The sequence below is a fragment of the Calothrix sp. PCC 6303 genome (assembly GCF_000317435.1).
In the GTDB taxonomy this organism is placed as follows: Bacteria; Cyanobacteriota; Cyanobacteriia; order Cyanobacteriales; family Nostocaceae; genus PCC-6303.
On the sequence record NC_019751.1, the window covers coordinates 4,774,509 to 4,786,744 of the forward strand.

At 41.9% G+C, this 12,236-nt stretch carries 11 protein-coding genes; 5 read left to right on the forward strand and 6 right to left on the reverse strand.

Features of this window, described 5'->3' with window-relative positions:
- Window positions 1-353: 353 nt before the first annotated feature.
- The 5 genes from CAL6303_RS19425 to CAL6303_RS19440 all read right to left on the reverse strand — a co-directional run bounded on the left by CAL6303_RS19425 (window position 354) and on the right by CAL6303_RS19440 (window position 4,754).
- A complete protein-coding gene (locus tag CAL6303_RS19425; protein WP_015199535.1) occupies window positions 354-893 on the reverse strand; it encodes a GNAT family N-acetyltransferase in 540 nt (179 codons plus the stop codon).
- Between the two features lie 3 nt (window positions 894-896).
- The gene (locus CAL6303_RS19430) at window positions 897-1,403 is read right to left on the reverse strand and encodes a hypothetical protein (protein ID WP_015199536.1); all 507 of its coding nucleotides are present in this window, start codon (window positions 1,401-1,403) and stop codon (window positions 897-899) included.
- A 67-nt stretch (window positions 1,404-1,470) separates the two neighbouring features.
- Complete coding sequence (locus tag CAL6303_RS19435) at window positions 1,471-1,848, reverse strand: hypothetical protein (protein ID WP_015199537.1); 378 nt, start codon at window positions 1,846-1,848, stop codon at window positions 1,471-1,473.
- 302 nt (window positions 1,849-2,150) lie between these two features.
- On the reverse strand, window positions 2,151-2,315 hold the full coding sequence (locus CAL6303_RS30440; protein WP_015199538.1) for a hypothetical protein: 165 nt from the start codon (window positions 2,313-2,315) through the stop codon (window positions 2,151-2,153).
- A 504-nt stretch (window positions 2,316-2,819) separates the two neighbouring features.
- A complete protein-coding gene (locus tag CAL6303_RS19440) occupies window positions 2,820-4,754 on the reverse strand; it encodes a serine/threonine protein kinase (protein WP_015199539.1) in 1,935 nt (644 codons plus the stop codon).
- A 166-nt stretch (window positions 4,755-4,920) separates the two neighbouring features.
- On the opposite strand from CAL6303_RS19440, the gene CAL6303_RS19445 reads away from it, so the two are divergent.
- Complete coding sequence (locus tag CAL6303_RS19445) at window positions 4,921-5,439, forward strand: hypothetical protein (RefSeq protein WP_015199540.1); 519 nt, start codon at window positions 4,921-4,923, stop codon at window positions 5,437-5,439.
- Between the two features lie 97 nt (window positions 5,440-5,536).
- Here CAL6303_RS19445 and CAL6303_RS19450 read toward each other — a convergent pair whose 3' ends face one another.
- A complete protein-coding gene (locus tag CAL6303_RS19450; RefSeq protein WP_015199541.1) occupies window positions 5,537-6,955 on the reverse strand; it encodes an NADP-dependent isocitrate dehydrogenase in 1,419 nt (472 codons plus the stop codon).
- 602 nt (window positions 6,956-7,557) lie between these two features.
- Here CAL6303_RS19450 and CAL6303_RS19455 point away from each other — a divergent pair.
- From CAL6303_RS19455 to CAL6303_RS19470, 4 genes are all read left to right on the forward strand, one after another.
- Complete coding sequence (locus tag CAL6303_RS19455) at window positions 7,558-8,271, forward strand: GUN4 domain-containing protein (RefSeq protein WP_015199542.1); 714 nt, start codon at window positions 7,558-7,560, stop codon at window positions 8,269-8,271.
- Window positions 8,272-8,536: 265 nt separating this feature from the next.
- Window positions 8,537-9,676, forward strand: coding sequence for a glutamate--cysteine ligase (gene gshA / locus CAL6303_RS19460; protein ID WP_015199543.1), 1,140 nt, complete (start codon window positions 8,537-8,539; stop codon window positions 9,674-9,676).
- Window positions 9,677-10,122: 446 nt separating this feature from the next.
- Entirely contained in the window at window positions 10,123-11,355 is a 1,233-nt protein-coding gene (locus CAL6303_RS19465) for an RNA-guided endonuclease InsQ/TnpB family protein (protein WP_015199544.1), read from the forward strand.
- Between the two features lie 307 nt (window positions 11,356-11,662).
- Window positions 11,663-12,121, forward strand: coding sequence for a tRNA (cytidine(34)-2'-O)-methyltransferase (locus CAL6303_RS19470; RefSeq protein ID WP_015199545.1), 459 nt, complete (start codon window positions 11,663-11,665; stop codon window positions 12,119-12,121).
- The last annotated feature ends 115 nt before the right edge of the window (window positions 12,122-12,236 follow it).

Consider the following 12,236-nt stretch of genomic DNA (forward strand, 5'->3'; position numbering starts at 1 on the left):
AATCGCTTGGGGAGCATCCCAGTTTTGCACTCTTCCCCGCAGGCTTTGTCTAGTACAGCACGGGGGAAATAAACCTACCATCGTAACCAGACAAAAAGCTTGTTTTATGGGCTTTATTCCTTCTGCCTTCTTGTACTAGGCTGTAAACTTTGATATCATTTTCGCGCTTTTTGTTCATACAGTTTTTGTGTCATCGACTGGTTCCTCGGCTCTGCCTGGGAACCTTGACTTTGATGCTCCGCCTCTTATTCTGACTGGAGACGGGAGACAAAGGATATGCGTTCCTTGCCGGAGACAAGGAACGAGTTAGAGCAAAGACACTCGGCATAAGTTCACATACTATTATGAACATTCTAAGGCAACTCCAACTCCCACTCCAACATCATTACTCCCGGTATATTCGGCAATTTCACCAATCCCAAATTCTGCATCCCCAGTTTTTCAGCAACTCGAATTGCCGCTAAGTTATCCTGGGGAATGTGGACAATCACCCTTTCTACTCCCAACTGCACCAAAGCAAAATTTAACAGCACTTCCACAGCTTCAGTTGCATAACCCTGGTTGCGATAATCTGCTAAAACTTCATAACCCAGTTCTAAACATTTACCATCATCTGATTTGCCAACAAAGCCCAAGTCACCAATTAATGTTGAGTCATGGGTACGAATCATCAACCACACACCATAACCCAACTGGGACGGATCTTCTTCCAACATTTCCACATATTTTGGCAAAAAACCCTGAACATCTGCTGAATACCAATCCTCTGGTACATATGCGGTTAAAAGTTTTTCTAACAGCGGACTATCTTTAGCAATTGCCATCTTGGCAACCTCTAACGAACAGGGAATTAATTCCAGACGCTGTGTTTCGATATATAAAACTTGATTCATTTTTTAGGCGCTAATTTTGTCGGCATAACCTTGAATATTTTCAGGATCAAACCTGCGTAAAACACGGGTTGCATCGCGGGTATTACTTTCTGCACCCTGAACTACGATCAGATATTTGCCTGCATCTAAGCGGTTACGATAGGGTAAGGCATCACCACCACCCGAAACTAAACCAACTCCACCCCCAACAAATACGCTACCCATAGCACCACCAACAGCACCAAGTAATCCTCCCACAACATGATTACCTATTTCGCCAGCCCAAGCAAAGGTATTCAAACCCGTGATCACGCTAAAGGTGAAACCAGCAAAAAATCCAAAGGGAACTAGCCATATCGCCATAAATTTAGCTTGTTTGCCGGCTTCTTCTTTCGGATCAATCAAGCCAAACTCATCAGCAGTTTTATAACCTCTACCCAAAATAGAGGATTTGATTCCCTCTTTTTCTAAAGCTAGGTATGCACCCTCAGCTTGAATTCGATCTGACATGACGGCAACAAGATAATTCATGATGTTATGTAAATGTGTTTCCACTGTTTGATTTCATTAATTACCAGGGTAGCAGTCTCTAGGAATTTTATTTGATTGAGTCAAGAGATGAGCAAAAATCATTCACACCCTGCTTGAGAACATATAGTAAAACTGGTGTTGCCAAAGTTGGGGGAAAGTCTCTAGTGCTTTTGAGATATGCCATCATGCCTCTGATGGAGTCTTTTTCCATTTCTTCCCGAAATTGTGGTTCGCAAATTATAGTTCGCCATTGTCTGGCTAAGGCATCTAACCAGATTGAGTTAGCGCTTTCAGGTTGTTGTCCGGCTTTAATTGCCAATGTCATTGCTGCATCTTCTAAGTCACCCTCGCAATCTTCGATTAAGTCTAATGCTTCGAGGGCGGTTTCGTCATCTGCTAACTGAGTCCGAAAATTAGCTATTTCTTTTGATGTAACCTTGGTCATGGGTATTGTTGTAACTAGCTATGGCGTAAATTTATTCAGCTATGTTATTGCAATTTGAGGAAGTCTGGGAAAAAAAGTTAGAAGCGATCGCATCCCAGTACGATGATTAAATTGATTATCATTTAGCTGTACTAGAAAAAATGCATTATTCTAAACACACAGGTGTGCATACTTTTGTATATTTATATACAATAATGACATGTAAGCATGTTAGCTCTATTCGACCAATACTAACTAAATATAATTAAGCCATATTTCTCGATTGAATACTACATTTTCTGAAATCATTTCAGTAAGTGTAACTAAATATACACATAAATAGCTGTATTTTCTGTGACTAATACCAAAGTAACTCCAGGGACAACACCACTAACATCAGCACAAAAAGTGGGCTTAGAATTTGGTATCACGTTTGCATGGTGGACGGGACGTAGTACTGGCAATTGATATCCAAAGCGACGACGCATTGAAATTCGCTTTACTCGTTTGGGGAAAACGATAAAACCAGAGTAAGTATGCCTACGGTGTATACACAAGTCTTGAATTCCCTAGATTTTCTATAATCCCACGCTCGCCAACGGTTGAAACCGCCGTCTAAGAGTGTTCCAACAAATAAATGATCCAAAACCCGTCATTGTGAGGAGGAACGACGAAGCAATCGCATGATCTACAAGATCTTGGGATTGCCACGCTTCACTTCGTTACGTAAGCGCTATCGCGCACGCTAAGAGCGAACGCAATGACAACTGGGCATTTTTTTACTTGGAGTACTCTAATAGCTAAAGTCATCTGCAAGATGACTGAATATTTTTGGTTTTTAGTCGATTTCCATGGGCTTGTGCCGTGAGACTGGGATTTTCAACAAGAGACGGAGTGAGGAATTTACCGACTTGTGTGTACACCGTAGGCTAGGGCGGGTGGGGTTGTATTTCACTCAATTGGGAAATGCTATATTACTCATTACTTATTTTTTAATTACTTTTCTCTGGATTACTATTACCTTGTTGAGTCTTCTCTTTATTAACTGGTGCAATAACTTTAGGTAATTGTTGTTTAGTTAAATTTTCAGCCTGCTTTGATATATTGTCAGCAGCTTGTTGAACTAAAGGATCAATTTTGTTGCGCCAATATTGAATATTTGGTAACTTTTCAGGATGCTCTTTATAGGAGTTAACTTGATCCCAATTACCGCTTGCTACGGCAGCGTCGATATCTTTAAATAAAGCCTCTGCTTTTGACCAATCTTGTTGCCATTGGGAAACCATCTTACTAGTTTCTTCTATACCCGCTGGGACTGATTTTAAGAGTGCGATCGCACCTTGTAAATCACCCGATTCATATTTCTCCCGTGCTTCTTGAACAACTTGGGTATCTTGAACCGGATCTATGGGCTTTTCTGATTTCTGAGTTGGTGTTGGTAAAGGTTCAGGATTTTGAGCAAATGGGTTTAGATTAATAACTGGCTTAGTTTTAGGCTTAACCGTTGGATTATCAACAATTAAGTTATTATCATTTACAGTTTTCATGGCAATACCCTTGTCACGCAGACAAGTCACCCACTCTTCATTATTGCCAATGACCTCTGAATGAACCCAAGCTATCTTGCCAGAATCCATCCGAACTTGCAACCAACCGCGTTTTGTACGGGTTCCCGTCACTTCTAGGGCAGTGCGATCGCTTACCGTTTGTAATATAGTGTCTGCACTAATAGAACTGGGTTCAGAACGAATATTTGCACTTTCGTCAGTCATTGCCAAGCAATTTTGGGAAACTATAGTGTTATTTCCCTTTGTCCAATTGGTGGCTAAACCCTGGACATTTTTCACAACCGCAGGTGCAACCACTGCCGCACCCCCTGCCAATAGTAACAGAATAAAAATCTGTAACAAATCAGGACCTGTGGCTGCCTTACGCATGGGTTTAACATCAGCATTTACAGGTTTACCCATTTGATTCCCAGGTGCGACGGCAACCGTTTTTTGACGCGATTGCAGTGATGTATACCTAGCTAAGGGGTAACTAGTTTGATAAGACGACACTAATCCGTATTGATTAGGTTTTCCAACTCCCCCCAAACTCTGCAAAACCTGTAATGCTTGGGTAGCATTTTGATAACGCTCCTTAAAGTGGTAGCGGATCATTTTATTCAAAATCGCGGCAAACTCCGGACTTACTGATGTCAAATGTTGCCAAAGAATTTCCCCACTATGGATATCTTCCTGTAAGTCCATCGGCGCAATTCCCGTCAAAGCCTGGGCAGCAATGATTCCTAAAGCATAAAGATCGCTGTTAGGGCGTGGTTTACCTTGCCCTTGCTCCGTAGGCATATAACCAGGTGTGCCAATAGCTACAGTAGCTGAAGCTTGTCCACCAATAACTGTACCTCGTGCCGGATATCCCGCGCCACCACGCAGTTGTTTTACAGCCCCAAAATCCACTAAAACCAATTTATGGTCACTGCGGCGACGGATTATATTATCAGGTTTAATATCGCGGTGAATCACCCCTTCTTGGTGAACAAATTCCAAAATACTTAAAATTTCATATAAAAGTAAGGTTGCCTGAGGTTCGTCCCATTTTTCACCGGGAACAAGTTCTTCACTCAGAGTATGACCTTCAATAAATTCTTGAACTAAATAAAATTCTTGATGTTCGACAAAATAAGCCAGAAGTCGAGGTATCTGATCGTGACTGCCTAATTTCTCCAAAGTCTCAGCTTCACTTTGAAACAGACGCTTTGCCGTATCAAACAACTTCGAGTCACTACTAGCGGGTTTAAGATGCTTAACTACACAAACGGGGTTGCCAGGACGCTTGGTATCCTCAGCTATGTAGGTTTCGCCAAAACCGCCCGTGGCAAGGACTCTGATAACTTTATAACGATAGTCTAGTAGCTTGCCAATCATGAAATTTCTCCCCAGTGATTACACCCATCTGCATCGGGTGATAATAAATATCTCCAAATTTTCCACTGTAAAATCCGCTATCTTGAGAAAAGATTTAGTCAAAAATCCAGATTTTCAGTCCCAATAGTCTGTTAATTTTTGTTTCAATATTCATTTTCACAAACCCATGCTACCTAAAATCAGCGATCCTTCTCTGTGGCAGCAAGCTGAAATCCTGATGCAGCCAGCTTTCATCCGCATTATCGATAATTTCCGCAAACAACTTGATACCTCTTCCTGGAAAGGAACTTATCAGGATGTTTTAGTTTGGGCATCTGACACCAGTGATGAGACAAAAACAATTGTGATGGAACTGCTTACTGAAATGGAAACGGCAACTTCACAACGAGCTGCAGAAATTAGGGATACCCTAGAAAAATTACCTATACCCCATCCAGGATATCATTTGTGCCTACAGCGTCAAGATCAACAGGTGAGTATAGATTTGTGGGAATTGTGCTATCAGTTGTGTTTTCGTGATTACCTACCGGGAACAGAAGTTGTTGACATCAATATTAATCTAATTGATGAAATGGGAGAAGTCGATTGGAATTTGTTGGATGAGAAGGCAAAGAAATTAGTTGGAGAAACCTTTGCTCACTTGCCTGCTGTTGATCCCGTCAAAAGTGAGAATAATATTTTGTGATGTGGGAGTGGAACAGATTTCCCTTAGCTTAAACAGCAGAAACCCCATCCGTATAAACGGTGGGGTACTTCACTATCTTGGATTGAGATCAAAGATATTAGAATCGCTTAATAATTGCCTCAGCAAACTCAGAACATTTCAATGGTTCCACTGGTGGTTCCATTAATCGTGCCAAATCATAGGTTACTTCGGAGTTAGCGATCGCACTAGCTAATCCACCCTTAATTAAGTCGGCTGCTTCTTGCCAACCCATGTATTCCAGCATCATTACACCAGAAAGAATTAGGGAACCGGGGTTAATCCGATCTAACCCTGCATGTTTGGGTGCTGTACCGTGGGTAGCTTCAAAAATGGCGCAGGAATCCCCAATATTTGCCCCTGGTCCCATTCCCAATCCCCCAACTATGGCTGCTGCTGCATCTGAGAGGTAATCCCCGTTCAGGTTCATTGTTGCCAAGATTGAATATTCGTCGGGACGGGTTTGGATTTGTTGGAAAATGCTATCGGCAATACGGTCATTAACCATAATTTTATCTTTCCACTTGCCCTCACCATGACTTGCCCAAATTTCATTAAGTGTTGTTTCCACTTCCTTGACAATTTGCGCTTTTTTCTCTGGTGTTAAAGCATCGAAACCAGGATCGATCATTCTGGCATTATCTTCGAGGGAAATGTCAGATTTTTTCTCTTTATTTCCCAAAATCCATGATTCCCGTTCGGTAATGCAATCATTACGGAATTCGCTGGTGGCTAATTCATAACCCCAATCGCGGAAAGCTCCCTCGGTGTATTTCATAATGTTGCCTTTGTGTACCAAAGTCACCATTTGCTTTGCCTTGGGTAGGGTTAAAGCATGTTTCATGGCTCTGCGGACAAGACGCTGAGAACCTGTTTTGCTGATGGGTTTAATCCCAATCCCAGCATCTAGGGGAATCTGTTTTTTCCCATGTTCTGGGGTGGCAGGTATTAGTTCCTCGTTGAGGATTTTAATTAATTTTGCGCCAATCTCACTGCCTTGTTTCCACTCAATCCCCAAATAGATATCTTCGGTGTTCTCCCGATAAACGATGACATCTAGCTTTTCGGGGTTTTTGTGGGGTGAAGGTGTACCCGCATAGTAACGGCAGGGACGCACACAAGCATAGAGGTCAAAAATTTGGCGCAGTGCCACATTCAAAGAGCGAATCCCTCCACCGACTGGAGTGGTCAAAGGTCCTTTGATGGCAACACCATATTCTTTGATAGCTGTTAATGTATCCTGGGGTAAATACTGGTATGTACCGTATAAATCGCAAGCTTCATCACCAGCATATACCTTAAACCAGCTTATTTGACGTTTGTTGCTGTATGCGATCGCCACTGCGGCATCAATGACTTTTTCGGTTGCAGTCCAAATATCAATACCTGTACCATCCCCCCGAATAAAAGGAATGATCGGATTATCGGGAACCACTGGTTCACCATTGATAAAAGTGATTTTCTGCCCAGCTGAGGGGGGTTGAATTTTTTCGTACATTACACACTCCAGATACCTTTGCTGCAACGATTTAGCCCCTAAGCTTTGAATTTGGGACTAAATTTGATTAATGAGAAATGACGCAGATTTTCCTGTCGCTTATCTTCACACAATTTACAGCATTTCCCAATCAGCGTTTCCTAATGTGGCAAAGTCCAGCTTTTATTAAAAAACCTTACAAGGACGAGGCTTCCCCATGAGTCTAGCCTAACTCAAAAACCATTAAATCAGTGAACAGCTATCAAGAGGTATGGTGGGGGATTTAAACCCGCCACCAACGCCCACCAGCAAATGGTGGGGGACTCTTATTCCCAAAGATAAACACATCACTCTTGACTGGTAACTGGTAACTAGTTAAACCAAAAGCCAAATATTCAGATTTTATCGATAATTCAAGCAACTGTGCATTGTCTTACCGGGAAAATGGTATAATTCACGAATGCAAAAAGCCTTGAAGTACCTCTTCTATCAGACAAGCGGGGCATTTGCTAACTCTGAGGCTGGCGGAGATAAATATCCCAACTTGAACAAGAAGCATAATGGTGGTACATCAATCTAATGTCTAATGTAAACTTCTATATACGCTTTTGAAGATCGTTAAAATGACAGACCCAATGATTCTATCAGGCAGTACCAACGAAATTGATGCCCTTCGCCTTCAGTTAATAGATGGGTCTGAAAAAGTCCAACAGCAGGTCATTCCACAGTTAGCGCAACTGGGTGATGGGGGCTTAGATATTTTCATGGAGTTTTTGTTAAATCGTCGCACCCAAGCAGCTACTTGGATCGACGGTAAAGCATACCAAATTCTCTACCAATCCAACTTGCCCAAAGCCCAAGATTTTTTACAGGCACACTTCCCCCAGGGTGTTGTTCCCTTAAACTCAGATCGAGATGTCGATTACACCCCATTGCAAAAATTACTAGCCGCACAAGATTTTCAAGCTGCCGATTTGCTGACAATCCAAAAAATGTGTGAAGTGGCAGGAAGCACCGCAGTTCAAAGAAAATGGCTATATTTTACTGACATTGATAACTTTCCTATCACCGACTTACAAACCATTAACAAGTTGTGGTTAGTACATTCAGAAGGTAAATTTGGCTTTTCTGTCCAACGAGAAATTTGGCTATCCCTTGGTAAAAATTGGGATAACTTGTGGACAAAAATCGATTGGAAAGACGGGAATAATTGGACTCGCTACCCTGGGAAATTTACCTGGGATCTGAGCGCACCCAAGGGACATTTACCCCTTTCTAATCAGCTGCGGGGTGTTCGGGTAATTGCTTCATTGTTTGCACATCCAGCTTGGAGTTAAACCTCGTCAATAATGAAACCCGGAGTTTTTTTAGCAACTCAAATGCGTCATTGCGACGTAAGGAAGCAATCTCAATGTCTTGATGGAAAACTACAGTTCCCAAGATAGACGAGGTTTAAATCAGTTATCAGTGAACAGGGAACATTGATTAGGCATATAGTGCAGAACTGAATAACTGATCTATAAAGTCCACCTAAATATGTAGGCAAGAAATCGTCTAATTGGATACAATTTAAAAGTCAAAGGAGAGCCGAGGAAAACTAAAGTGGTGCTATCGAAAGGCTTTGAAGTTGAGATTTATACAGGTACACCTAATGGTAATATCGTCGGTCTCTCCGACAAAATTACTGCTGAGTTGCCAGGATTTGTTAAAGAACCAGATAGTAGAAACGTTGAGTATGTAACTGATCCCTTTTATAGCTACGACCAGCTATTGTGTAGCTTATTACGTCCGAGGATTCAGTTACGCAAATATTTACAGCAGTTAGGGGACTATACACTAATTCCTGGCAGCACTCTATCCTTGGGTGGAAGCGATCGCTTCTTTCGATCCGACCCCACAAATCCCTACCACGATTACATCGAACAAACCTACGGTACTAAGGTCGTCACCGCTAGTATCCACATTAACGTTGGAATTAGCGACCCAGACACATTAATCCGTGCCTGTCGGTTAATTCGTTTAGAAGCACCATTATATCTAGCACTTAGCGCCGCCTCCCCATTTATCGACGGTAACGCCACAGGTTTTCACTCAACCAGGTGGCGAGTCTTCCCCCAAACACCCCAAAACGTACCTTTGTTTAAAAGCCATGCTGACCACATTCAATGGGTAGAACAGCAACTATTAAACGGAACAATGCAAAATGTTCGCCACCTGTGGACATCCGTCAGACCAAATGGGGATCGCCGTCCCTACGACTTAAATCGCTTGGAGTTGCGAATTTGTGACCTAGTTACCGATCCCATTGCGCTCCTATCGATTGCTGCCCTATTAGAGGCAAGATTATTACAGCTAATAGCAGATCCTCAAATAGACCCATTGCTAAGTAGCGATTTGACCCATGATCAACTCTTAGCTATCACCACCTCCAACGAAATCGCCGCAGCCACCTCCAGCTTGGATGCTAAACTAATTCATTGGCAAGATGGCAAAGAAATTATTGCCCGTGACTGGATTAATGAGATTTATGAGCAAGTTTATGGAGTTGCCAAAAGCCACGGCTTTGCTTGTTTCCTCTCACCTTTACAAAAAATTCTCAGGGAGGGTAATGAAGCCCAACAATGGCTACAGTTACACAGTTTGGGAGTTAGTAGTCGGAGTGTGATTACACAGGCAGTTAGCGCTATCCACGAGCGGGAAATCGAGCTAGAAAACAAAATTTGCTCTTCCACAGCAGTGTAACTTCAATCCGTCAAACTCAAAGTGTAGAGGACTCAAAAGTGAACTACCCCGCCGTGAGACGGACGGAGCTTCCCAATTCATCGGGAACTGCCTCCAGGACTTCGTAGTTCTATTGGTCTAACATTCCCTCCAAGGGCAAGAGTCCTGGTTCCCAAGACCCAAATCTTTTACCCTGAGCTAAGTCGAAGGGTTTTCTTGCAACATATACCTATTAGCTTGGTTTTCGCTTAGTTTAACTGTTACGCCGTAAGTCCCCCATCTGAATTCTGTACCCAGAATCAGTGGCGGGATATAAGGCGGTTGATAAGGATTGCATCTAATATTGATTTTTTGCATAGCAAAGACAAATATTTAGATGTATAACGAATCAACAATTATTTGATTTCCATCGGTTATCAGAAAATATATATCATGGTAAGATACATATACCAAGGAGGTGATGTTGAGTGTCACATAAGGTAGTACAAGTTCGTTTATATCCGTCACAAGAACAGCAAATTCAATTAGCTCAAGCTTTTGGCTGCGCTCGTTGGTGGTGGAATTATGCCCTAAATAAGTCAATTGAGACTTATAAAGAAACAGGGAAAGGGCTTACTCGTGCAGCACTCAACGCATTTCTCCCGACCCTCAAAAAAGCAGAAGATACTATTTGGTTGGCTGATTGTTATAGCCAAGTTTTACAAGCTACAACACTGAATCTAACCACCGCATACAAAAACTTCTTTGAGAAACGTGCTGGATTCCCTAAATTCAAATCTCGGCATGGAAAACAGTCTATTCAGTATCCTCAAAACGTCAAGATTATAGATGGTGATGTCAAACTTCCAGGCAACATTGGAATAATCAAAGCCAAAATACATCGGCTGATTGAGGGGAAAATAAAGACTGTAACTGTTAGTAAAACTCCTTCAGGTAAATACTTGGCATCTATCCTGACAGAAGTAGAAGGGGAAACTCCTGCTATTACCGAAGGAAAGATTTACGGCATTGACTTAGGCTTGAAACATTTCGCTGTTGTAACTGATGGTGAAAAGATATCCAAATACGATAACCCTAAACACCTTGCCAAGTACGAAAAGAATCTCAAGCGTAAACAAAAAAAGTTAGCCCGTAAACAAAAAGGGAGTAACTCAAGAAATAGATATAGAAAAGTTGTTGCCAAAGTGTACGAACGGGTTAGTAACTCCAGGCAGGATTTTCTACATAAACTTAGTTATAAGTTGGTCAGCGATAGCCAAGCTGTCATAGTAGAGAATCTTCATGTCAAAGGCATGGTACGTAATCACAAATTGGCGAAATCAATATCTGATGCAGGGTGGGGAACATTTACCAACTTTTTAGCCTATAAGCTAGAACGCAAAGGTGGGGAGTTGGTTGAAATTGATAGATGGTTTCCCAGTTCCAAACTTTGCTCTAATTGTTTCTATCAAGTAAGTGAGATGCCTTTAGAGGTGAGGGGGTGGACTTGTCCTCATTGTGGCACTCATCATGACCGTGATGGAAACGCAGCCATAAATATTAGAGCCGAAGGCATCAGAATGATAAAGGCGGAAGGTTCAGCCGTTTCTGCTGTAGGAGGGGAAGTCAGTCCTAAACTTGGACGAAAGTCTAGGTTTGGGCATTCCCCCGTGATTACAGAAGCCGACACTGTACTTGGTACTCCAAGTCAGTGTGGGTAGTTCACGCCGTAATGCATCGCTACCTGGAAAAAGAGAAGTGATTAATTTATTCTTTGGAAGTCCCTGATCCTCTATCCGAAACCTATGCAAATTGCAAATAACAGTTATAAGCTAAACTAAACTATTTAAGAAAAAAATATTTTTTTCTGATGAAAATCCACCAAAAAAAAGTTATTTTAGTTTTAAATTTCTAATCAATCAGTTTGCTTAGGCAATGATTAATAAAAGCTATAGCTATAACTTGAAATTAAGAGCTATTTGTAAAAAAACACCTTGCTTATTTTGAATCTTTCCTAATTCTTTGTTCATGCCTCAAGTTGTTCTAGTTCATCCTCTAATCCCGCCAAATACCGGAAACATCGCCCGTACCTGTGCAGCCACAGGTACGGAACTTCATCTAGTTGCTCCTCTCGGATTTGAATTAAGCGATCGCTATCTCAAACGGGCTGGCTTAGACTACTGGCCCTATGTCAAACTACAATGTCACGAATCCTTAGAAGCCTTCCAAAACCAGCGACAACAGCGCGGAGGTAGATGTCTTGGGTTCAGTGTCAGAGGTACAAATAACTATGCCAAATTCACATACCTCCCCGACGATTGGCTGATATTTGGCAGTGAAACCACAGGTTTACCAGAAAGTGCAATCTCCAACTGCGATGAATTAATATACATTCCCATGCAGGAACCAAATGTGAGAAGCTTGAACCTCTCTGTAAGCGTTGCTGTGAGCCTATTTGAATCACGCCGTCAACTGGGTTATTTGTAAAAACTAGCATAAAAATATTGCTAATTAGGTAAAAAAACAGTCAGTATTTCAGCAATAACACTGATGCTAGATATCCAGCATGAATCCGCTTACATCAACACCTCAGCAAAAATGC

Excerpts from the sequence above, each read along its gene's own strand:
- CAL6303_RS19425 (WP_015199535.1), bottom strand. The coding sequence starts at position 893 with ATGAATCAAGTTTTATATATCGAAACACAGCGTCTGGAATTAATTCCC.
- CAL6303_RS19430 (WP_015199536.1), bottom strand. The coding sequence starts at position 1,403 with ATGAATTATCTTGTTGCCGTCATGTCAGATCGAATTCAAGCTGAGGGT.
- CAL6303_RS19435 (WP_015199537.1), bottom strand. The coding sequence starts at position 1,848 with ATGACCAAGGTTACATCAAAAGAAATAGCTAATTTTCGGACTCAGTTA.
- CAL6303_RS30440 (WP_015199538.1), bottom strand. The coding sequence starts at position 2,315 with ATGCGTCGTCGCTTTGGATATCAATTGCCAGTACTACGTCCCGTCCAC.
- CAL6303_RS19440 (WP_015199539.1), bottom strand. The coding sequence starts at position 4,754 with ATGATTGGCAAGCTACTAGACTATCGTTATAAAGTTATCAGAGTCCTT.
- CAL6303_RS19445 (WP_015199540.1), top strand. The coding sequence starts at position 4,921 with ATGCTACCTAAAATCAGCGATCCTTCTCTGTGGCAGCAAGCTGAAATC.
- CAL6303_RS19450 (WP_015199541.1), bottom strand. The coding sequence starts at position 6,955 with ATGTACGAAAAAATTCAACCCCCCTCAGCTGGGCAGAAAATCACTTTT.
- CAL6303_RS19455 (WP_015199542.1), top strand. The coding sequence starts at position 7,558 with ATGACAGACCCAATGATTCTATCAGGCAGTACCAACGAAATTGATGCC.
- CAL6303_RS19470 (WP_015199545.1), top strand. The coding sequence starts at position 11,663 with ATGCCTCAAGTTGTTCTAGTTCATCCTCTAATCCCGCCAAATACCGGA.